This is a genomic window from Leisingera aquaemixtae (assembly GCF_001458395.1).
Taxonomy (GTDB): Bacteria; Pseudomonadota; Alphaproteobacteria; order Rhodobacterales; family Rhodobacteraceae; genus Leisingera; species Leisingera aquaemixtae.
Genome location: NZ_CYSR01000011.1, coordinates 214,542 through 234,720, shown reverse-complemented (window position 1 = coordinate 234,720; position 20,179 = coordinate 214,542). Strand labels below are relative to the sequence as shown.

Here is a 20,179-nt window from a genome sequence, read left to right as displayed (position 1 = left end):
GCACCCGGCCTCAAGCGAAAGGTCCAAACCATGCCCGTTCCCGCCCCGAACCTCTACCCGCCCTTCAACATCGTGCGGCTCAGCCATGTGGAATACGCCGTCACCGACCTCGCCGCCTCCCGCGCGTTCTATGTGGACACCCTCGGCCTGCAGGTGACGCATGAGGACGACAGCCGCATCTACCTGCGCGCGATGGAGGAACGCGGCCACCATTGCATCGTGCTGGTTCAGGCGGATACGGCGTCCGTCGGCGTGCTGGGCTTCAAGCTCTACGATGAGCCGGACCTGGACAAGGCGGCGGAGTTCTTTGCCTCCAAAGGGCTGCCGGTGGAATGGATCGAACGCCCCCATATGGGCAAAACCCTGCGCACCCGCGACCGCTGGGGCATCCCGCTGGAATTCTACGTCAAAATGGACCGGCTGGCGCCGATCCACCAGAAATACAGGCTCTATAACGGGGTAAAACCGCTGCGCATTGACCATTTCAACATGTTCAGCGCCGATGTGGATGCTTCTGTTGCCTTCTATAACGAGATGGGCTTCCGCGTCACCGAGTTCACCGAGGATGACGACAGCGGCAAGATCTGGGCCGCCTGGATGCACCGCAAGGGCGGCGTGCACGACGTGGCCTTCACCAACGGCCTCGGCCCCCGCCTGCACCACACCGCCTTCTGGGTGCCGAACCCGCTCAACATCATCGACCTCCTGGACCTGATGTCGACCACCGGCTACGTCGGCAATATCGAACGCGGCCCCGGCCGCCACGGCATCTCCAACGCCTTTTTCCTGTACGTGCGCGACCCCGACGGCCACCGGATCGAGATCTACTGCTCTGATTACCAGACCGTCGACCCGGATCTGGAGCCGATCAAATGGTCGCTCACCGACCCGCAGCGCCAGACCCTCTGGGGCGCGCCTGCGCCGCGCAGCTGGTTTGAGGAAGGCTCGGTGTTTGAAGGCGCCACCCCGAAACCCAGCGCCTTGAACGCGCAGCCGATTATTGCACCCTGATGAAAAGGATCGCGCCCGGCCCCTAGCCGGGCACACTCCCAAAAGAACAAGGTAAGAAGAATGAAATGGGATGACTTCTCCGAATGGGGCCGCCGGGTCGCGGACTGGACGCAGGACTATCACCTGACCGTCGGCGACCGCCCGGTGCGCGCCAGGACCAAACCCGGCGAAGTTCTGAACGCCCTGCCCCAAACCCCGCCTGAGGACGGTGAAGGGATGGAGGCGATCTTCCGCGATTTCGAAGACATCGTGATGCCCGGCATCACCCATTGGCAGCATCCCCGCTTCTTTGCCTATTTCACCTCCAACGCCGCCGCGCCCTCGGTGCTGGCGGAATTCCTCGCCTCCGCCATCGCGCCGCAGTGCATGCTGTGGCAGACCTCCCCCGCGGCGACGGAGATGGAGACGCGGATGATGGACTGGCTGCGTCAGGCGCTGGACCTGCCAGAGCAGTTCCAGGGCGTCATTCAGGACTCTGCCTCCTCCGCCACCCTCGCCGCCGTCCTGACCATGCGGGAAAAGGCGTTGAACTGGCAGGGCAACAGCCACGGGCTGTTCGGGCAGAAGCCACTCCGGATTTACTGTTCATCTGAAGTTCACACCTCCATCGACCGCGCCATCTGGGTCGCGGGCATCGGCCAGCAGAACCTGATCCGCATCCCCATCAAGGGCGGCTGGCGCGGCATGGACCCGGCAGCACTCGAAGCCGCCATCGAAGCCGACCTCGCCGCTGGCCATCAGCCCGCGGGCGTCATCCTCTGCGTCGGCGGCACCGGCGTTGGCGCCACTGACCCCGTCAACCAGGTACTGGATGTGGCCGAGAAGCATGGACTCTACACTCATGTCGACGCCGCCTGGGCCGGCTCTGCGATGATCTGCCCGGAATACCGCCATTACTGGCCGGGGGTGGAGCGCGCCGACAGCATCGTCTTCAACCCGCACAAATGGCTCGGCGTGCAGTTCGATTGCTCCGCCCATTTCCTGAAGAACCCGGATGACCTGGTGCAAACCCTCGCGATCAGCCCGGAATACCTCAAAACCCACGGCCACGACGGCATCATCAACTATTCCGAATGGTCGGTGCCGCTGGGCCGCCGCTTCCGCGCGCTGAAAATCTGGTTCCTGATCCGCACCTACGGGCTGGAGGGCCTGCGCCAGCGCCTGCGCAACCACATCACCTGGTCCAACCAGCTGCATGAGAAGCTGAAAGCCGAGCCTGATTTCGAGATCACAACCCCGCCGATGTGGTCGCTCTGGTCGTTCCGCTACGCGCCCGAAGGCGCCAAGGATCTGGACGATCTGAACCTAAGGCTGGTCAACGCCATCAACGATGACGGCCGCATCTACCTGACCCAGACCCGCCTCGACGGCGAGCTGGTGATCCGCTTCCAGGCCGGCCAGTTCGAAACCACCGAAGCAGACGTGATGATAGCCTTCGACGTCATCACCGAAATCGCAAGGAACCTGACCTGATGCGCTTTGCCACCTACTCCGCCGATGGCGAGACCTTCTATGGCGCTGTGACAGACGCAGGCATGATCGCCCTATCGCCGCATTTCCCGGACTGGCCCACCCTGCGCGAGGTGATCGCCGCCCAAGGCCTGCCCGAACTAGCCGAAGCCGCTGAGGGCAAGCCCGTCACACACACGGATTTTGTCTATGAGATCCCCATCCCCAACCCGGAAAAGATCCTCTGCGTCGGTGTGAACTTCCCGGACCGCAACGCGGAATACAAGGACGGCTCCGCCCAGCCCAAGCATATGTCCCTGTTCCCCCGCTTCCCGCGTTCCTTCACCGGTGCCGGGCGCCCGCTGATCCGCCCCCCGGAAAACCACACGCTGGACTACGAGGGCGAGGTCGCCGTGGTGATCGGCAAACCGGGCCGCCGGATCAAGCCGGAGGATGCCTACGACCATATTGCGGCTCTAACACTGGCAAATGAGGGCACCATCCGCGACTGGGTGCGCCACGCCAAGTTCAACGTGACACAGGGCAAGAACTGGGACAACTCCGGTTCGATCGGCCCCTGGCTTGTCCCCTTCACGGATGCTGCCCAACTGGATAAGGCCCGTATTGTCACCCGCGTGAACGGAGAGATCCGCCAGGATGACACCCTGGCCCGCATGATGTTCCCGGTCCGCGAGGAGATCGCCTATATCTCAACCTTCACCACCCTGCAGCCGGGTGACGTGATCATCACCGGCACCCCCACCGGCGCAGGCGCGCGGTTTGATCCGCCGAAATACCTGTCCCCCGGCGATGTGGTCGAGGTCGAGGTGGAGGGCATCGGCATCCTGCGCAACACCGTCGAGGATGAGACATGACGCCGGAGCAGCACCATGAAGCCGCTGAGAGCCTGCTGAAGGCCGAGCAAACCGGCCAGCAATGCGGCCTGCTCTCCCTGGCCTATCCCGGCATAACGCTGGACGACGCCTATGCGGTGCAACAGGCTCTGATACGGCGAAAACTGGCTTCCGGGCGCAGGAAAATCGGCTGGAAAATCGGCCTCACCAGCCGCGCCATGCAGCAGGCGCTGAACATCACCACCCCCGACAGCGGCGTGCTGCTGGATGACATGGCGTTTGAAAACGGCAGCACCGTGCCCGCAGGCCGCTTCATCCAGCCGCGGGTGGAGGCGGAGATCGCCTTTGTCATGAAATCCCCCCTCGCAGGTGCCGACTGCACCCGCGCGGACGTGCTGGCAGCCACGGATTATGTAGCCCCCTCTCTGGAAATCCTCGACACCCGCATCCTGCGCACCGACCAGGCGACCGGACAGGCCCGCGTCATCACCGACACCATCAGCGACAACGCCGCCAATGCAGGCGTCGTGCTGGGCGCGGAACGCCACGCCGTGGACGCCCACGACCTGCGCTGGGTGGGTGCCATCGCCGCCCGCAACGGCACAGTAGAGGAAACCGGCCTCGGCGCGGGTGTTCTGAACGATCCTGTCACCTCGGTCCTGTGGCTGGCGCGCCGGATGGCAGAATATGGACAACAGATCGAGGCCGGGGATATCGTGCTCTCAGGCTCTTTCATCCGCCCCATCGAATGCCCGCCGGGCACGGAGATCACCGCCGATTTCGGCCCCTTCGGTTCCGTATCCATCAATTTCGCCTGACAGGAGGCCCAGCCCATGCCCGCGCCCAAGAACACCTTCAAACAGGCTCTATCACAGGGCAAACGCCAGATCGGCTGCTGGATGAGCTTCGCGGACGGGCAGATCGCCGAGATCATGGGCACCTGCGGTTTCGACTGGCTGGTGATCGACGGCGAGCACGCGCCCAATGATATCCGCTCGATCCGCGACCAGCTGATCGCGCTGGCAGCCTCGCCCAGCCACCCGGTGGTGCGGGTGCCTGTGGGCGAGACCTGGATGATCAAGCAGGTGCTGGATGCAGGCGCGCAAACGGTGCTGGTGCCGATTGTCGAAAGCGCCGATCAAGCCCGCGAGCTGGTCCGCGCCTGCCACTACCCGCCCAAGGGCGTGCGGGGCGTCGGCGCCACGGCGGCCCGCGCCACCCTGTTCGGCTCGGTCTCCGAGTACATCCAGACCGCCGATCAGGAGGTCTGCCTGCTGGTGCAGGTGGAAAACCGCGCCGGGATGGCCGCGCTGGATGAGATCCTGCAGGTCGAGGGCATCGACGGCGTGTTCATCGGCCCGGCGGATCTATCCACCGACATGGGCCACCAAGGCAACTCAGCCCACCCGGAGGTTCGCGAAGTGATCGCCGATGCCATCGCCCGCATCAAGGCGGCAGGCATCGCCCCCGGCATCCTCGGCACCACCGATGAGGCCACCCAAGCCTACGCAGACATGGGCGCACAGTTCCTAGCCGTTGGAATCGACGTGATGGTGCTGGCCAGAAACGCCCGCGATCTCGCCGCCAAGTGGAAGGCAGACTAAAGCCGAAGCGCCAGCCGCAACAGGCAGCCCTCCCGCGCCCGGCCGCCGCCCTGGCTGACGCCAGCGCAGCGGCAGCGGCCTTGGGCGTGGCACCGCGCCTTGCGCGGTGCCACGCCCAACGGGAGGAAGGTATTTCCAATACCTGACGACGGGCGGGAGCGTTCCCCTGCCGCTAGGCGCCGCGCCCGGATCAGGCCCGGATCAGGCCACGATCAGCGCAGGACCATGCCTTCGGGCCAGTTCAGCGTGGTGTCCAGCCGGATCGTGCGGCTTTCACCCGCCGCCAGCTCCAGATCCCAGGCCAGAATGCCGCGCTGCTTCTCCACATCCTCCTCCGCAGGCCGCGGTTTGGCGCTCCAGCCGATCTCCAGATCGTCCTGCTGCGAATAGGGCACCCGGTCCAGCACCCGCACCGCCCAGTCCTGCCCGGTCAGGTTCTCCACCTCGATCTCCACCGCCTGCACCTGCTGGCTGCTGCGCGAGATCAGGCCCTGGCCGCCTTCGCTCTGATCCAGCACATCGCGGCGCAGCTGCAGGCCTTCGACCGGGCCGAACCCCGCCTCCATCTCCGCGACCGGCGCCAGCCCCGCAAACCGTTCAACCGCAATCAGCTTGCCATCCGCAAAGCGCGGCACCTCCGCCGCACCCAGCAGCTGCTCGCCAAAGCTGTTGATGAATTTAACCACCCTGTAGGCGGTCTCGTCCCGCAACGGCACTGCCACCGCCCTCAGCTCAGCCGCGGCAGTCAGGCTGTCCATCTCCAGCCGCAGCAGATCGGCGCCGGAGGCCACGGTGACCGGCGCGCCAAACCGGTAAGTGACAGCGGCGCCGCTGCGATCCGCGCTCCACTCAAGCGCCTCCTCCGCAACTGCGGCCGCTTCTGCCGCCGGCGCCGCCAGCGCGCCCATTTCAGAGTCGAACGATTGCAGCCGCTTTTGCGGGCGCGGCAGCTCCGGCGCTTCAACCCGGCGCAGCCAGGGATGCAGCGCGGAGGGGCTGCCCTGCCCGGAGGGCGTTGCCGTCGACAGCGTCAGCGCCACATCCTGCCAGTTCTCGCCGGTGTCCTGTGCCAGCAGCACCGCCCGCTTCAGGGTGAGTTCAGCCGCATCCGCAGGCTTATCCGCAGTGCTGAGGTGCATTTCATAAGACGGCTGCCAGCCGATGTTTCCGGCCCCTTCGGTGAGGTAGCGGACCGTCACCGCGCCGTCCCCCGCCTGCTCGGCCTCGATATCCACCGCAATGAACAGCCGGTCCCGGTCTTCCAGCGAAATCGCCGCCAGCGCCGCACGGGCCTCTGCCAGGCCTTCCTCCAGATCCTCCAGCTGCAACCCGATCCGCCGCGCCTCAGCCTCGGCCGCCACCGCCGCCTGGCTGGCGCCCGCGGCCTCCTGCGAAATCATCCGGGCAATCGCGCTCAGCGCCGCGGCATCGGCCTGCGCCAGCCCCTCGTTGCCGCCCAGCTGCTGCAGGAACCCGATCGAGGCTTCCGCCGCCCTGACACCGGCCCGCGCCCGCTCCGCCTCATCGCGGACCGCAGCGATGCGGGCCTCTGCCGCGCTAACACGCGCCTCGGCGGCCTCGATCTCCGGGTCAGCGGCATCGCGCGGCGGCGCGTAATCCTGGCGCAGCTGCGTGGCAATGCGGCGCGCCCCGGCAATCTCAACTTGCAGGGTGCTCAGCCGCGCAGAGTGCGGCACGTTCTGCAGGATCAGGCGGTGCCGCCCTTGCTTCAGCGTCAGCGCTGCGCTGCGGGTCACTTCTGCCAGGCCCGGGAAAAGGGTCACTTCAGACACCCGGCTGCTGACCGGAATTTCGTCCGCCGCCGCCGGTGCGGCAGCCAAGGCGCAGCAGGACAAGGTAAAAGCCATCAAGGAAAATCGCATTGGCATCTCTCACTCAGGAAATGAAGGCGGGCAAAAACGCCCGCCCGATGCCAAGCCTACCCTTCCGTCCCCGGCGTGGCCAGCACGCTCAGGCCGCCTGGGCAGAGGGCCGCTGCGGCTGCGACGGGCCAAAGCGCAGCTCCAGTTCCATCGGGTCGATCCCCAGATCCTCACAGGAGGAAATCGCGGTAAGGCTGGCCGCATCGAACAGCCACAGATCCTCGCCGCGCATCCGCAGGCACAGCCCCTTGCGGCGCAGCCCGCGGCACAGGGTGAACCAGTCCCCGGCAGCGCTGAACTCGCTGGCAACATGCTGCTTCAGTTCCGCCGCCGTCACGCAGCTCAGCCCGGGCCTGCGTTCGGGCTCAGGGCGCGCAGCGGCCGCAGACCGCTGCGGCAAATGCATCGGGGCAAAGGACGGAAGCATCTGCGTTGCGGGGGTGGCGGTGCTGAAGTCCTGCAGTGCGATCATGGCGTTTTCCTCTGTCTGCGGCGGCTGTTTTGCTCTCCCCTTCAAAGTACCGGACCCGTGCGCGCCCCGGCAGCCGTGCAAAAGAAAAGGGGCCGCCTCTTCCGAAGCGGCCCCCTCACCAAAAGGATATAAGGCTCAGCCTTTCTTCAGGACCTCGCGGCCCAGCAGCTCGGCAATCTGCACCGCGTTCAGCGCCGCGCCCTTGCGCAGGTTGTCGCTGACGCACCACAGGTTGATGCCGTTGTCGATGGTCGAATCCTGGCGGATGCGGCTGATGAAGGTGGCGAAATCGCCAACGCATTCTACCGGGGTCACGTAGCCGCCGGCTTCGCGCTTGTCGATCACCATGATGCCGGGCGCCTCGCGCAGGATGTCGCGGGCCTCGTCCTCGTCCAGGAAGTCCTCGAACTCGATGTTGATGGATTCGGAGTGGCCGACAAACACCGGCACCCGCACGCAGGTTGCGGTGACCTTGATCGACGGGTCGACGATCTTCTTGGTCTCGGCCACCATCTTCCACTCTTCCTTGGTCGAGCCGTCGTCGAGGAAGACGTCGATATGCGGAATGACGTTGAAGGCGATCTGCTTGGGATAGACTTTCGGCGGCACGTCCTGGGTCGGGTTATAGACCGCCTTGGTCTGGTCCCACAGCTCGTCAATCGCGTCCTTGCCGGAGCCGGACACCGACTGGTAAGTCGACACCACAACGCGCTTGATCCGGGCGCGGTCATGCAGCGGCTTCAGCGCGACAACCATCTGCGCGGTGGAGCAGTTGGGGTTGGCGATGATGTTCTTGTTCTTGTAGCCGTGGACCGCCTGCGGGTTCACTTCCGGCACGATCAGCGGGATCTCCGGGTCGTAGCGGTACAGCGACGAGTTGTCGATCACCACACAGCCGGCCGCTGCCGCCTTGGGCGCGTATTTCTTGGTCGCGTCAGAGCCGATGGCGAACAGCGCCATGTCCCAGCCGGCAAAATCGAAGGTGTCCAGATCCTTGGTAGTGAGTGTCTTATCGCCAAAGCTGACTTCAGTGCCGAGAGACTTGCGGCTTGCCAGCGCAGCGACCTCGTCCACGGGGAACTGGCGCTCGGCCAGGATGTTCAGCATTTCGCGGCCCACGTTGCCCGTGGCGCCGACAACGGCGATGCGGTAACCCATTTTTCTGTTTCTCCAGTATTGCCCGGCCCCATGGCCGGCGCGGGAGTGATAATGCCTCCGGGCAAAAGTTTAAAGGGGGCGGATCAGTCCATGCTGTCGCGGCTGAGCAGATAAACCGCGCACCCCGCCGCCAGGCACACCAGAAAGAAGCCGAAAATGCCGGTGTAGGGCAAAGCCGGATCCGCTCCCGCCATTTCCGCGTGAATGCGCCCGGTCGCAAACTGCATGATTCCCACTCCGCCAATGCCGAACAGGTTCAGCAGGGTCACCCCGCGCCCGGCCAGATGCGGCGGCACGAAGGCCCGCCCATGCGCCATGATCACCGGGAAGGAGGCTCCGAAAAACCCCACCGCCCCCATCATCGCGACCGGCACCCAGACCGGCGCGCCGGTGGCCATAATCAGCCCCCCCAGGGCAGCGCAGGCCAGCAGGTTGCCGCCCAGGATCACCCATTTGCGGGTGCCCAGCATCCGGTCCAGCGGCCCATAGGCAAAGGTGCCCGCAATCATCGCCGCGCCCATCACCAGCGTCGCCAGCCCCACGGCCTGGGTGCTGAGCCCGTAAAGATCGCTCAGATAGGGTCCGATCCACAGCCCCCGCAGCGCGCCTGACGGCGCATAGGCCACCAGCATCAGCGGAAAGACCGCCCACATCGCCGGCATCTTCAGCAGATCCAGCACCGATCCCTTCAGTTCGCCGTCGGGCTTGTCCGGGTCGCTCACGGTCAGGAATATCCCCGCCGCCACCGCAACCGAGACCGCCGCCAGCCCCGCCAGGGTGCCGCGCCAGCCGAACAGGTCCACCGCCAGCGCGGTCGGGTAAGAGGCCACCAGATTGCCTGCCGACCCCACCCCCAGCATCAGCGCCGCCAGGGTGGCAAAGCGGGCGGGCGGGTACTGGCGGGCAAAGATGTAATAAGACGCCATCAGCACCGGCGAGCAGCCGATGCCGATCAGGAACATCGCGATGCTCACATGCAGGGGCGCCGTGGCCGCGGCAAACAGCGCCGCGCCGCCGCCGCCGCCCAGCAGCAGCAGCAGCGCCGCGGTCCGGCGCGGGCCGGCATGGTCCAGCGCCCAGCCCACCGGCAGCTGCATCGCCGCAAAGGACAGGAACCACATGCCCGAGGCAAACGCCAGATCATCCGGCGCCGCGCCGATGTCCTGCCCCAGCACCCCCGACAGCACCGCCAGAAAGGCGCGGAAAAACTGGCTCAGCACATAGGCCAGGCACAACAAGACCAATCCCGCCTGCATTTTCCCTCCCCGCTTTTTTGTGTCTGCCGCACAGCTTGCATGTTTGGCCCCGGCGCACAATTTGTTTAGGTAGAAACTGCAGGTCACACGGCCAGACCAGTGGGCCAGACCAGTGGGGCGCGCCATTGGTGCAGATCACTGTGGCAGGCCACTGGGGCCAAGGACCGGAGCGGAACCGCATGACGACGGACAGTTTCTATACCAGCCTCCCCAAGGTCCGCAGCTTTGACAGCTTGTCCGCCCCGGAGGCATTTGTGCCGCTGCCGCCGGACTGGCACCTGTGCTGCACCGATATCGTGAACTCCACCGCGCTGATTGCGGCGGGCCGCTACAAGACCGTCAACATGATCGGCGCCGCGGTGATTGCCGCGATGCGCAATGCGCTGCAGGGCGAGGCGTTCCCCTATATCTTCGGCGGCGACGGCGCTGCCTTTGCGGTGCCGCCGCGCCACCGGGAGACCGCACAGCGCGTTCTAGCCTCTTTGCGCAGCTGGACCGGGGCGGAATTCGGCGTCCCCCTGCGCGCCGCCATGGTGCCGCTGCGCTGGATCCGGGCAGAGGGGCTGGACGTCACCATCGCCCGCTACGCCGTATCGGATCACGCCGATTTCGCGATGTTCAGCGGCGGCGGCCTGGCCTGGGCCGAGTCGCAGATGAAAGCGGGCGCCTTCGAGGTGCCGCCGGATCCGCAGGCCGCACCGCCCGATCTCTCCGGCCTCTCCTGCCGCTGGAGCAACACGCCCGCCCGCAACGGCATTATCCTGTCGGTGGTCGTGCAGCCTGCTCCGGGCGCGGACCCGCAGGCGTTTGCCCGCTTCTCCTCCCGCCTGCTGGCTCTGGCAAGCGAACTGAAAGACAACGGCCACCCGGTCCCCGCCACGGGGCCGAAACTGGGCTTTCCGCCTGCCGGGCTGGCGCTGGAAGCGCAGTCGTCGCGCGGCAAAACCCCTCTGATTTTACGGAAGCTTTATCTATTGGCGCACAGCGCCCTCGCCGGGCTGATCTTTCTCGCCAAACGGCCCGCCGGCGGGTTTGACCCGGTGCATTACCTCTCCGTGCTCAAGGCCCATTCGGACTTCCGCAAATTCGATGACGGGCTGAAGATGACGCTGGACTGCACCGCGGACATCCGCGACCGGATCCGCCGCCACCTCGGGCGCGCGGCAGAGGCCGGGCTGGTGCAGTTCGGCCTGCATGAACAGGACGCCGCCCTGGTCACTTGCATCGTGCCCTCCCCGGTTGAGGACAGCCACGTGCATTTTGTCGACGGGGCGGCGGGCGGCTATACGCAAGCAGCCGCCAATCTGGCGGCTGCATTTGGTGCCGGCAAAGACCAGGCTTAAGCTCAGACCGGCAGGAAGGCTCCGGCCTTGGGCTCATAACATTCCAGCCCGCCCTCGCCGATATCGGTCCACAGCCCGTGCAGGCTCAGCTCTCCGGCCTTCACCGCCGATTCGATGAACGGGAAGGTCATCAGGTTTTCCATCGACGCGACAACGGCTTGGCGCTCAAACTGGCGCGCCTGATCCACCGGGTCCTCGATATCCGCCACCCCTTCGAACTTGGGCTTCAGGATCTCCATCCAGCGGCCGACAAAACTGGTCTTCTGTTCCAGCTCCGGCGCCTGGCCCTTGCACATGTCGATGCAGCCCTGCACACCGCCGCACTGCGAATGGCCCAGCACGATCAGATGCGCCACCTTCAGCGCGGTCACCGCGTATTCCACCGCCGCCGAGGTGCCGTGATGGTCGCCGTCGGGCGCATAGGGCGGCACCAGGTTGGCGATATTGCGGTGAATGAAAAACTCGCCCTGGTCGGCCCCGAAGATCGAGGTCACATGCACCCGGCTGTCGCAGCAGGAGATCACCATCGCCCGCGGCCGCTGGCCCTCGGTTGCCAGGCGGCGGTACCAGCCCTGATTCTCCTCATAGGATGTGGCCTTCCACCCATGGTAGCGGGTCACCAGATAACTGGGCAGGGGTTTGGCAAATTCCATTGTCATGTCCTGTCAACATTCGTGTTGCCGGGTTTGATACCCTGCATTGTCCGCAAATTCGAGAGATTTGAACACCCCGCCGGAAACCTTTTGAAAACCTGTGGGGCGCACATTGGCAGACGTGCCGTGGGGGCATAAAGAATTTGGGTGAAAGTGGTGGCCAATATACTAACAGTAATGCACTCCGAAACAGTGCGTCTCGATCCTGACAAACTCACCGCGCTGTATGAGCAGCTTGGCGAAACCGGCGCCGAGGACGTCGTGTGCCGTGCGGTCGAAGAAATGGCTGTCCGCCTGACGCATTGCGAGCGTCTGTGGCGGCAGAATGAAATGGCGAACCTGCGCAAGAGCGCCCGGTCGCTGATCGCGATTGCCGATCAGATCGGCATGACGGCGCTCGCGTCGATTGCCAGCGACGTGACCGCGGCCATCGACGCCGAGGATGCGCCGGCGGTTGCCGCGATTCTGTTCCGGCTGATGCGGGTGGGGGAACGCTCGCTGACCGCGGTCTGGGACCAGCAGGACATGACGATCTGATCTCTCCGCAACCCGCAGGGCTTGCAGGCCGCGCTGCGGCGGCTACTCTGGCGCATCAGAACCGATTGCAACCGGAGTATTTCGATGCCGCCAGTCTTTGCCGCACCCGGCGCGGACGCCTGCCCTGTGCATGTGATCGCAAGCGACACTTTCGACAGCTGGCTCTCGGGCCAGCCGCAGCGCGTTCAGGCCTGGGCAACGGCGCATGGGTTTACCGGCGCCTGCGGCCAGGCGCTGGCAGTGCCGGGCGCCGATGGCGCGGTTGAAATGGCCTTGGCCGGATACGGCAGCGCCGCCAAGCGCGCGCGCCGCCGCTTTGTGCTGGCCGAAGCCGCGCAGAAACTGCCCGCGGGCCAATACCGGATCGCCTCCGGCCTGCCGCAGGCGGACGCCGCGGCTGAGGCCCTGGGCTGGCTGCTGACCGGCTACCGCTTCGGCCGCTACAAGGACGGCAAGGACACCGGCGCCGTGCTGGCGGCCCCAGATGGGGTGGATGCCGCCGCCGTCGAATCGCTGGCCGCCGCCGAATGCCTGACCCGCGACCTGATCAACACGCCCGCCTCCGACATGGGCCCGGCAGAGCTTCAGGCCGCGGCGGAAACCCTCGCCGAAGAGTTCGGCGCAGAGGTGTCGGCGATTCTCGGCGAGGACCTGCTGGCGCAGAATTTCCCGCTGATCCACACCGTTGGCCGCGCCTCGGACCGCGCGCCGCGGCTGATCGAGATGCGCTGGGGCAGCTCCGGCCCCAGGCTCACCCTGGTGGGCAAGGGCGTCTGCTTCGACACCGGCGGCTTGAACCTGAAACCCGGCAGCAGCATGGCGCTGATGAAAAAGGACATGGGCGGTGCCGCCAACGTCCTGGGCCTTGCCCGCATGATCATGGCCGCCGGGCTGGAGTTGCAGCTCAGGGTGCTGATTCCGGCGGTCGAAAATTCCGTCTCCGGCCCCGCCTTCCGCCCCGGCGATGTGCTGACGTCGCGCAAGGGGCTGACGGTGGAGGTCAACAACACCGACGCCGAGGGCCGGCTGGTGCTGGCCGATGCGCTGGCCCTGGCGGCGGAGGACGCGCCGGACCTGCTGATCTCCATGGCCACCCTCACCGGCGCTGCCCGGGTTGCGGTCGGCCCGGACCTGTCGCCGTTCTACACCGACCGCGACGCCGACGCCGCGGCGCTTGCGGCCGGCGCCGCCCGCACCGCCGACCCGGTCTGGCGGCTGCCCTTTCACGAGCCTTACGAGGCGATGATCGAGCCGGACATCGCCGACCTCGACAACGCGCCTTCCGGCGGCTTTGCCGGGTCGATCACCGCCGCCCTGTTCCTGCGCCGCTTTGCCGGTGACACGCGCTACATGCATTTCGATATCTACGGCTGGACCCCCGCCGCCGCGCCGGGCCGGCCCAAGGGCGGCGCCCTGCAGGGGGCCCGCGCCCTCTTTGCCGCGCTGCCCGGCATGCTGGAGCTGTGATCCCATGACCGACCGCCGCCGCTTACCGATGAACGCCCGCGTGGCTGCCGCGCATCTGGAAAACGCGCCGGAAGACCTTGAGAAAGTAACAGGCACCGCCGCCCGCATCGGGGTGCCGGTGGTGGACCTCCTGCGCGCGCCGGACGGCGCCCGCGACCGCCAGCTGGTCTATGGCGAGCCGGTCACGGTGTATGAGGACCGCGGCGGCTGGTCCTTCCTTCAAGCGGCCAAGGATGGCTATGCGGGCTATGTGCCCAGCGCCAGCCTGACGGCCCCGTTCGAGGCGACCCATTGGGTCAGCGCCCCCGCCACCCATGCCTACAGCGCGGATGACTTCAAATCGCCCGAAACCCATGCCCTCAGCCACGGCAGCCGGGTGCAGGTGCTGGGCGGCACAGGCCGGTTCCTGCAGACAAACCTGGGCTTCATCCCGGCTTGCCACCTCGCCCCGCTGGGCGTCCATCCGGGGGATCCGGCGGCGGTGGCCGACCTGTTCCTCGGTACGCCTTACCTCTGGGGCGGCAACAGCCGCTTTGGCATCGACTGCTCCGGCCTGGTGCAGGCGGCGCTGCTGGCCTGCGGCACCCCCTGCCCCGGCGACAGCGACATGCAGGAGGCCGAACTGGGCAGCCCGGCACCCGCCGCAGACTACCAGCGCGGCGACCTGCTGTTCTGGAAAGGCCACGTGGCCCTGGTGCGCGATGCTGAGACCCTGATCCACGCCAATGCCCATGACATGGCCGTGGCCATTGAACCGATCGCGGCGGCCATCGCGCGGATTGAAGCCCAGGGCGACGGCCCGGTCACTGCGCATAAAAGGCTGGGGTGACACCCGCCCGCCGCCGCAGGCGGCAAAAATCTTTCAAAGATTTTTGGCCGGAAAATTTGAATTTTCCGGTCCCCGCTCCGCCGCAAGACTTGCGGCTACTCCACGGAGCGGATCAGCTTGCGCTCCAGCACCCTCAGCACGGTCTTCAGATCCGCCCCGCGCTTCAGGATATGCCCGTCCATGCCGACCACCGAATACTGCCCCTGCCGCTGCCGCAGCTTGGGGCGCTTTTCGATCCGGTAGAGCGGATGCTCTGCCGTGCGCCGGAAGACGGAGAAGACTGCCAGATCACGCAAGGAGGATATCCCGTAATCGCGCCATTCCCCCGCCGCCACCATCCGTCCGTACAACGTCATGATGACCGACAGTTCCCGGCGGTCAAACGCGACTTGCTGAGGTATGGGAGATCCGGGAAAAGGCTGCACCTGATCAAAGCTCATAGTTAAAAGGTTGCGTCTTTCCCCCCGCAAATCAAGGTTTTTAACATTCGATTTTTGCTGTGATGCAGCAGGCGCACAGGCACGGCAGGCCTGTCTTGGCCGGTTTTTCACACCGCTCAGGCCTCCGCCAGTGTGCCGCACTGCAAGCCCAGAATCTGCTCCAAAGCCACCCGCCCCGGCGCCGTCAGCATCAGCCCGCGCTTGTGCCGGTGCCGCTTGACCCAGCCGCTGCCCAGCGCGTGATCCAGGATCTGCCGCCCCATTGGCCCGGCGACATGCAGCTTGCGCTCGGTCCAGTCCAGGCAGGGCCGGGCAAAGGGCTGGCGGCCCGGCCGCTCCGGCAGCACCACCCCCAGTTTCAGCCACTGCGCGGCGGGTTCGGCGCGAAAGGCGCCGTGCGCCTCCACCAGCATCCCCCGGTCCAGCAAGGCCCGGGTCATCGCCACCGCCAGCGGCCCGGCCAGATGGTCGTAACAGCTGCGCAGCTGCGCCAGCCCGCCCGCTTTGCGCTGCTGGGCGCGGTGCAGGCTGTCCGCGGGCGCAATCGCCGCCAGCTGCTCCAGCGCATGGGCCACCTCTGCGCCTGCCAGCCGGTGGTAAACGCAGCGGCCGCGCTTCTCCGCCACCACCAGCCCAGCGTTCTGCAGCAGCCGCAGATGGGCCGAGGCGGTCTGCGGCGTCACCCCGGCAGCCGCCGCCAGCTCCTTGTTGGTATAGGCGCGGCCCTCCATCAGCTCGCACAGCATCTGCGTGCGGCTGGCGTCGCTGATGGCCTGGCCCAGAATGTCAAATCGCGGTGTGATCATGGCGCCACTCTACGCGCGTCCTTGTTGCCGGCCCAAGCAAAACCCTTCGCCGCGCAGCGAACTGTTGCGCAGCCCCTCACGCAAACGAGCCATGACAGAACCAGCCCGGCGACAGCGCACCGCCATGGGCAAAGAACAGCCACAGCCGCGTGCCGCAGTCCGTCACCACCACCCAGTAATCGCGCACGCCGCTGCGCCAGGCCGGATCCTCTAGCCACCACTCGGGCGCGATCCGCTCCGGCCCCTCCGCCTCTGCCAGCTGCCAGTCGCGGCCGCGCCAGCGGAAGCGCTCCGGCACCTCAGGCCGCTCCGGCGCATGGACCAGCTCGGGCTGCCAGATCAGCAGCGGCCGCGGCCGCGGCGGCAGCGGCCATGCGCCGGCCGCAGGCTCCGACCAGGCGGCGGCCTGCACGGTGAAGGTCTTTTCCGGAATGTGGCTCTCCGCCGGGTGATAGCGGGTGATCGCCTCCAGCCCCAGCCGCGCGCCCAGGCGGCCGATCAGATCCTCCAGCGCCGCGCCATCCTCCTGCCGCGCCCGCGCTGCGGCGCCCGCTTCGGCATGGCCCGCAGGCGTGCGGGCGTGGATCGCTTCCGCCTGCAGCACCTCCAGCCGCAGCATGTCGATGCCATAGCCCGCATCAATCTGCTCCAGCTTCATCTCCAGCAAGGGCCGGATGCGGTCCGGCGCGCGGCTGGCGCGGGCCAGGCCCACGGTCACCGCCTCCATTGCCTGATCGCAGCGGTGCGCCTCCAGCCGCAGGACACGGGCGCCCTTGCCGCGCGCCTCCAGCCGGGCGCACAGCCGCGGCAGCATCCGGTCAATGCCTGCCAGCAGATCCTCCATCAGCCCGATCGGCTCCGGCAGGGTCAGCCGCACCGCGAAATGATCCGGGCTGCGCGCGGGCGAGACCGGCTCCGGCGCGCTGCCCATCGCCTGATCCAGCCGCAACACCAGCCCGCGCCCGAACCGGCGCGCCAGACTGGCCCGCGGCTGGCCCAAGAGATCGCCGATCCGCCGCAGCCCCAGCCGGTTCAGCTGCGCCACCGTGGCGCCATCCAGCCGCAACGCCGCCACCGGCAGCGGGGCCAGCGCGCCATAGGCCTGCCCGGGTTCGGCAATCCGCCCCAGCTGCGGCACCACCGCCTGCAGCTGCGGCGCCGCCCCGCCCCGGGTCCAGTGGCGGCGCTTGACGCTCTGGCGCTTCTGCGCCCGGGCACGGGTGGCGCGCGCCTCCTGGTCGATGGCGTCGCCGCTGCGGTCCGGCGCCGCCTCCTCGCCTGCGTAACGCGCCAGCGCCCAGGCCGCGCCCAGGGTATCGGCCAGCCCCATCTGCACGCTCAGCCCCATTTCCGCGCAATCGCGCCCCGCCGCCTCCATCAGCGCCGCCTCGCTGCCGAACAGATGCGCGCAGCCAGTGAGGTCGATGGTCAGACCGTCGCGCTCCGCCTCCGCCACCCAGGGGCTGAACTTGCCCGCCCAGCGCCTCAGCGCGGCCAGGAACGCCGCCTCCGCCGCCGGGTTGCGCGGCCGCACCGTCAGACCTGCGCACATCGCATGGGCATCGCGCAGCGGCTGGCCGGGCTGCAGCCCCTCCGCCAAAGCGGCGGCGTTTAACGCGGAAATAACCTGCGTGTTGGAGACTTCCCCGGCAACGGCCAGCGGCCCGCCGATGCCACCGCGCTCTGCCCGCAGAATACGCTCCGCCCCAAGGCGCGGAAACCAAAGCGAAAGAATGCGGCGGTGGGGCATGGCAGCAGGCGCAGGGCAACGGTCAGGACAACAGGGCAGGCAAGGGGCAGCAGGGCCGGAAGGCCGCCAGATAACGGGAGGCATATACGGCGTGTTCTTATTTTGTTCTCAATTCTCGATTCGGTCAATCCGTGCGGAGGCATCGTGACATCTTTCCGCCTGCACAAAGCCGTGGCGCTGGTCGTGGTGATCATCGCGCTGGCCATCGGCAGCACCGCCCCGGTGACCGCCCGGGACAGCAGCAGCACCAGCAAGCATGTGGCCAAGCGGATTGCGCTGATGACATCGCAAAAGGCCGCCATGGACGTGCTGACCGGCATGGCTGCCGGGCGCAGCACCTTTGACCGCAGCCAGGCGCGCGCGGCCCGCAAGCAGCTGATCCGGTCCACCGGCAGCATCCGCAAGCACTTCCGCAAGCCGCATCTGGACCCGCGGTCCAACGCCCGGCCCCTGATCTGGCACGCGTGGAAGGATTTCAAGGCCCGCGCCGGCACCGCCGAAGCCGCGGCCAAGGACCTCAACACCGGCTCGCTCAGCGGTCTGCGCCGCACCCTGCCCGGCCTGATGCAAAGCTGCCTCAGCTGCCACGAAACCTATCGCAGCACGCCCAACAGCTTCACAACCCACTGACCGGACCGCCGCCCCCGCGGGGCCGGTCTCTCAGGCGCCGAACCGCGCCAGGAACGTGTCGATGGCGCCGCTGATCACCCGCTCGCGCTCGGCCTCGGTGAACTCGGTGTCGATCTTGAACAGGAACCGCAGGAAAACATCCGCCTTGCAAAGCTCGATGAATTGCGCGGCGGCCAGATCCGCATCCTCGATCTTCAGCTCACCGCGCGCCGCAGCAGCCTCCATATAGGCCTGGATCTCCCCGTGCAGCGTCATCGGACCGCTTTCGTAGAACATCGGCCCCAGCTCCGGGAACCGGTCGGCCTCGGCCACGAAGATGCGGAAAAGCTGCAGGCTGAAGCCGCCCAGCAGCACCCCGTGCACCCGCTCCGCCGCCGCCCGCAACACCTCCCGCGGCCCGCGGCTGCCCGGCGCCAGCTCCAGCGAAGCGTCCGCCTGCTGCACGCAGGCTGAGCGCACCACCTCCATGAACAGCACCCGCTTGTCGGGGAAATAGCTGTAGAGCGTTGCCTTGGAGACCCCCGCCGCCCTGGCGATATTGTCGACGCTGGCGCCTTCAAATCCATCCGCCAGGAACACCTCGCGCGCGCCCTCCAGGACCTGGTCGAATTTCCGGCCGGTGCGCAGGACGCTGGCTTGCTGGTTCATAAGGGCTCCTCGGGATAGGGACTGCGGCTCGCAGGATCTGTCTCTAATGTAATCCGCACCGCCTCTTTGCAACAAGGCTGGCGCGCCATCTTGCGGCGGCACAGCGATCCGCTATATTTAGAATAATTCTAAAAGAGGGCGGATTATGCGGTTTTTCACTCAGCGCAAGCACTTTTCGGACCTGACCGGGCAGGAGGTCCTGGCCCTTGCGATTGCCTCCGAGGAGGACGATGCGCGCATCTATCGCAGCTATGCGGCGCGGTTGCGGGCGGACTACCCGGCAACCGCGGCGATGTTCGACGGCATGGCCGCCGAGGAGGACGAGCACCGCGCCCGGCTCATTGCCCTGCACGAGGACCGGTTCGGCCCGGCGATCCCGCTGATCCGGCGCGAGCATGTGGCAGGCTACTACGCCCGCCGCCCGGTCTGGCTGATGGAGAACCTGAGCCTCGACCGCATCCGCGACGAGGCCCGCGCGATGGAACGCGACGCAGAACGCTTCTACACACACGCCGCCGCCCGCACCCAGGACGCCGCCACCCGCAAGCTCCTGGGCGACCTGGCCGCGGCTGAGGCCGGCCACCAGGCTCGCGCCGGCGCGCTTGAGGAGGCGCATCTGGACGCCGATACCCGCGAAGATGAAGACCGCGCCGCCCACCGCCAATTCGTGCTGACCTGGGTGCAGCCGGGTCTGGCCGGGCTGATGGACGGCTCGGTCTCCACCCTGGCGCCGATCTTCGCCACCGCCTTCGCCACCCAGGACACCTGGACCACCTTCCTGGTCGGCATGGCGGCCTCGGTCGGGGCCGGCATCTCGATGGGCTTCACCGAGGCCGCCTCGGATGATGGCGAGCTCTCCGGCCGCGGCTCTCCCATTAAACGCGGGCTGGCTTCCGGCATCATGACCACCGTGGGCGGCCTCGGCCACGCCCTGCCCTATCTGATCCCGGAATTCTGGACCGCCACCACCCTGGCCCTGCTGATCGTGTTTGTGGAGCTGTGGGCGATCGCCTGGATCCAGAACAAATTCATGCAAACCCCGTTCTGGCGCGCCACCATGCAGGTGGTTCTGGGCGGCGCCCTGGTGCTGGGCGCAGGCGCGCTGATCGGCAGCGGCTAGGCTCAGCCCTCCCGCCCGCTCCGGAACAGCCAAGGGCTGCCCCTCCCCGGTTGGGCCCGGCAGCGCTGACGCGCTGCGGGGGCGCATTCCCCCACCGGGCTTTCTTGGGTCAAGGGCGGCTCCGCCGCCGCGCCTTGGCGCGGTTCACCCTTGACGCAGGAAAGCCCGGTCACACAATTGACCAGGCGCTCTCAGCAAAAACCCTGCCCCGTGCGCAGCACGGGGCCACGCCCAACTGCGAAGGGCATTCTTTGAATGACCATGAGCAG

20 protein-coding genes are annotated in these 20,179 nt (G+C 67.0%); 11 read left to right on the top strand and 9 right to left on the bottom strand.

The window, feature by feature from the left end:
• Positions 1-30: 30 nt before the first annotated feature.
• Genes hpaD through PHA8399_RS06870 form a run of 5 tightly spaced genes read left to right on the top strand, consistent with a single transcriptional unit; the run spans position 31 to position 4,918 of the window.
• Positions 31-1,011, top strand: a complete 981-nt coding sequence (gene hpaD / locus PHA8399_RS06890) for a 3,4-dihydroxyphenylacetate 2,3-dioxygenase (RefSeq protein WP_058285431.1) — start codon at positions 31-33, stop codon at positions 1,009-1,011.
• A gap of 60 nt (positions 1,012-1,071) precedes the next feature.
• Positions 1,072-2,484, top strand: a complete 1,413-nt coding sequence (locus tag PHA8399_RS06885) for a pyridoxal phosphate-dependent decarboxylase family protein (RefSeq protein ID WP_058285430.1) — start codon at positions 1,072-1,074, stop codon at positions 2,482-2,484.
• Complete coding sequence (locus tag PHA8399_RS06880; RefSeq protein WP_058285429.1) at positions 2,484-3,335, top strand: fumarylacetoacetate hydrolase family protein; 852 nt, start codon at positions 2,484-2,486, stop codon at positions 3,333-3,335. Before PHA8399_RS06885 ends, PHA8399_RS06880 begins: the two co-directional genes overlap by 1 nt.
• Positions 3,332-4,132, top strand: coding sequence for a 2-oxo-hept-4-ene-1,7-dioate hydratase (gene hpaH, locus PHA8399_RS06875; protein WP_058285428.1), 801 nt, complete (start codon positions 3,332-3,334; stop codon positions 4,130-4,132). Before PHA8399_RS06880 ends, hpaH begins: the two co-directional genes overlap by 4 nt.
• 15 nt (positions 4,133-4,147) lie before the next feature.
• The gene (locus PHA8399_RS06870; protein WP_058285427.1) at positions 4,148-4,918 is read left to right on the top strand and encodes an aldolase/citrate lyase family protein; all 771 of its coding nucleotides are present in this window, start codon (positions 4,148-4,150) and stop codon (positions 4,916-4,918) included.
• Positions 4,919-5,130: 212 nt separating this feature from the next.
• Here PHA8399_RS06870 and PHA8399_RS06865 read toward each other — a convergent pair whose 3' ends face one another.
• The 4 genes from PHA8399_RS06865 to PHA8399_RS06850 form a co-directional block, all read right to left on the bottom strand.
• Entirely contained in the window at positions 5,131-6,801 is a 1,671-nt protein-coding gene (locus PHA8399_RS06865; RefSeq protein ID WP_058285426.1) for a DUF4139 domain-containing protein, read from the bottom strand.
• Between the two features lie 88 nt (positions 6,802-6,889).
• The gene (locus PHA8399_RS06860; protein WP_058285425.1) at positions 6,890-7,273 is read right to left on the bottom strand and encodes a hypothetical protein; all 384 of its coding nucleotides are present in this window, start codon (positions 7,271-7,273) and stop codon (positions 6,890-6,892) included.
• A 135-nt stretch (positions 7,274-7,408) separates the two neighbouring features.
• A complete protein-coding gene (locus PHA8399_RS06855; protein ID WP_058285424.1) occupies positions 7,409-8,431 on the bottom strand; it encodes an aspartate-semialdehyde dehydrogenase in 1,023 nt (340 codons plus the stop codon).
• A gap of 83 nt (positions 8,432-8,514) precedes the next feature.
• Positions 8,515-9,687, bottom strand: a complete 1,173-nt coding sequence (locus PHA8399_RS06850) for an MFS transporter (RefSeq protein WP_058285423.1) — start codon at positions 9,685-9,687, stop codon at positions 8,515-8,517.
• Positions 9,688-9,866: 179 nt separating this feature from the next.
• Between PHA8399_RS06850 and PHA8399_RS06845 the strand changes: the two genes are divergently transcribed.
• Positions 9,867-11,030 (top strand): DUF3095 domain-containing protein, encoded by a 1,164-nt coding sequence (locus tag PHA8399_RS06845; protein WP_058285422.1) that lies wholly within the window; start codon positions 9,867-9,869, stop codon positions 11,028-11,030.
• Between the two features lie 2 nt (positions 11,031-11,032).
• Here the strand turns inward: PHA8399_RS06845 and PHA8399_RS06840 are convergent, their stop codons facing one another.
• A complete protein-coding gene (locus tag PHA8399_RS06840) occupies positions 11,033-11,683 on the bottom strand; it encodes a carbonic anhydrase (RefSeq protein ID WP_058285507.1) in 651 nt (216 codons plus the stop codon).
• Between the two features lie 177 nt (positions 11,684-11,860).
• Between PHA8399_RS06840 and PHA8399_RS06835 the strand changes: the two genes are divergently transcribed.
• The 3 genes from PHA8399_RS06835 to PHA8399_RS06825 all read left to right on the top strand — a co-directional run bounded on the left by PHA8399_RS06835 (position 11,861) and on the right by PHA8399_RS06825 (position 14,516).
• Complete coding sequence (locus PHA8399_RS06835; RefSeq protein ID WP_058285421.1) at positions 11,861-12,220, top strand: hypothetical protein; 360 nt, start codon at positions 11,861-11,863, stop codon at positions 12,218-12,220.
• A gap of 84 nt (positions 12,221-12,304) precedes the next feature.
• On the top strand, positions 12,305-13,687 hold the full coding sequence (locus PHA8399_RS06830; RefSeq protein WP_058285420.1) for a leucyl aminopeptidase family protein: 1,383 nt from the start codon (positions 12,305-12,307) through the stop codon (positions 13,685-13,687).
• Between the two features lie 4 nt (positions 13,688-13,691).
• On the top strand, positions 13,692-14,516 hold the full coding sequence (locus tag PHA8399_RS06825) for a C40 family peptidase (RefSeq protein ID WP_058285419.1): 825 nt from the start codon (positions 13,692-13,694) through the stop codon (positions 14,514-14,516).
• Between the two features lie 95 nt (positions 14,517-14,611).
• Here the strand turns inward: PHA8399_RS06825 and PHA8399_RS06820 are convergent, their stop codons facing one another.
• The 3 genes from PHA8399_RS06820 to PHA8399_RS06810 all read right to left on the bottom strand — a co-directional run bounded on the left by PHA8399_RS06820 (position 14,612) and on the right by PHA8399_RS06810 (position 17,512).
• Positions 14,612-14,956: a DUF2794 domain-containing protein gene (locus PHA8399_RS06820; RefSeq protein WP_039185371.1), complete on the bottom strand. Its 345-nt coding sequence runs from the start codon at positions 14,954-14,956 to the stop codon at positions 14,612-14,614.
• Between the two features lie 116 nt (positions 14,957-15,072).
• Positions 15,073-15,762 (bottom strand): ArsR/SmtB family transcription factor, encoded by a 690-nt coding sequence (locus tag PHA8399_RS06815; RefSeq protein ID WP_058285418.1) that lies wholly within the window; start codon positions 15,760-15,762, stop codon positions 15,073-15,075.
• A 76-nt stretch (positions 15,763-15,838) separates the two neighbouring features.
• Positions 15,839-17,512, bottom strand: coding sequence for a Y-family DNA polymerase (locus PHA8399_RS06810; RefSeq protein ID WP_058285417.1), 1,674 nt, complete (start codon positions 17,510-17,512; stop codon positions 15,839-15,841).
• A 144-nt stretch (positions 17,513-17,656) separates the two neighbouring features.
• On the opposite strand from PHA8399_RS06810, the gene PHA8399_RS06805 reads away from it, so the two are divergent.
• Positions 17,657-18,142, top strand: coding sequence for a c-type cytochrome (locus PHA8399_RS06805; protein WP_058285416.1), 486 nt, complete (start codon positions 17,657-17,659; stop codon positions 18,140-18,142).
• 30 nt (positions 18,143-18,172) lie between these two features.
• On the opposite strand, the gene PHA8399_RS06800 is transcribed toward PHA8399_RS06805, so the two are convergent.
• Positions 18,173-18,790 (bottom strand): TetR/AcrR family transcriptional regulator, encoded by a 618-nt coding sequence (locus tag PHA8399_RS06800; RefSeq protein WP_058285415.1) that lies wholly within the window; start codon positions 18,788-18,790, stop codon positions 18,173-18,175.
• Positions 18,791-18,935: 145 nt separating this feature from the next.
• Here PHA8399_RS06800 and mbfA point away from each other — a divergent pair, with 145 nt between their 5' ends.
• Positions 18,936-19,910, top strand: a complete 975-nt coding sequence (gene mbfA, locus PHA8399_RS06795; protein WP_082649476.1) for an iron exporter MbfA — start codon at positions 18,936-18,938, stop codon at positions 19,908-19,910.
• Positions 19,911-20,179: the final 269 nt, after the last annotated feature.

Coding starts and splice junctions, on each gene's coding strand:
- PHA8399_RS06860 (WP_058285425.1), bottom strand. CDS start 7,273: ATGATCGCACTGCAGGACTTCAGCACCGCCACCCCCGCAACGCAGATG.
- hpaD (WP_058285431.1), top strand. CDS start 31: ATGCCCGTTCCCGCCCCGAACCTCTACCCGCCCTTCAACATCGTGCGG.
- PHA8399_RS06885 (WP_058285430.1), top strand. CDS start 1,072: ATGAAATGGGATGACTTCTCCGAATGGGGCCGCCGGGTCGCGGACTGG.
- PHA8399_RS06835 (WP_058285421.1), top strand. CDS start 11,861: ATGCACTCCGAAACAGTGCGTCTCGATCCTGACAAACTCACCGCGCTG.
- PHA8399_RS06820 (WP_039185371.1), bottom strand. CDS start 14,956: ATGAGCTTTGATCAGGTGCAGCCTTTTCCCGGATCTCCCATACCTCAG.
- PHA8399_RS06865 (WP_058285426.1), bottom strand. CDS start 6,801: ATGCGATTTTCCTTGATGGCTTTTACCTTGTCCTGCTGCGCCTTGGCT.
- PHA8399_RS06880 (WP_058285429.1), top strand. CDS start 2,484: ATGCGCTTTGCCACCTACTCCGCCGATGGCGAGACCTTCTATGGCGCT.
- PHA8399_RS06815 (WP_058285418.1), bottom strand. CDS start 15,762: ATGATCACACCGCGATTTGACATTCTGGGCCAGGCCATCAGCGACGCC.
- PHA8399_RS06810 (WP_058285417.1), bottom strand. CDS start 17,512: ATGCCCCACCGCCGCATTCTTTCGCTTTGGTTTCCGCGCCTTGGGGCG.
- PHA8399_RS06855 (WP_058285424.1), bottom strand. CDS start 8,431: ATGGGTTACCGCATCGCCGTTGTCGGCGCCACGGGCAACGTGGGCCGC.
- PHA8399_RS06830 (WP_058285420.1), top strand. CDS start 12,305: ATGCCGCCAGTCTTTGCCGCACCCGGCGCGGACGCCTGCCCTGTGCAT.
- mbfA (WP_082649476.1), top strand. CDS start 18,936: ATGCGGTTTTTCACTCAGCGCAAGCACTTTTCGGACCTGACCGGGCAG.
- PHA8399_RS06840 (WP_058285507.1), bottom strand. CDS start 11,683: ATGGAATTTGCCAAACCCCTGCCCAGTTATCTGGTGACCCGCTACCAT.
- PHA8399_RS06800 (WP_058285415.1), bottom strand. CDS start 18,790: ATGAACCAGCAAGCCAGCGTCCTGCGCACCGGCCGGAAATTCGACCAG.
- PHA8399_RS06870 (WP_058285427.1), top strand. CDS start 4,148: ATGCCCGCGCCCAAGAACACCTTCAAACAGGCTCTATCACAGGGCAAA.
- PHA8399_RS06825 (WP_058285419.1), top strand. CDS start 13,692: ATGACCGACCGCCGCCGCTTACCGATGAACGCCCGCGTGGCTGCCGCG.
- PHA8399_RS06845 (WP_058285422.1), top strand. CDS start 9,867: ATGACGACGGACAGTTTCTATACCAGCCTCCCCAAGGTCCGCAGCTTT.
- hpaH (WP_058285428.1), top strand. CDS start 3,332: ATGACGCCGGAGCAGCACCATGAAGCCGCTGAGAGCCTGCTGAAGGCC.
- PHA8399_RS06850 (WP_058285423.1), bottom strand. CDS start 9,687: ATGCAGGCGGGATTGGTCTTGTTGTGCCTGGCCTATGTGCTGAGCCAG.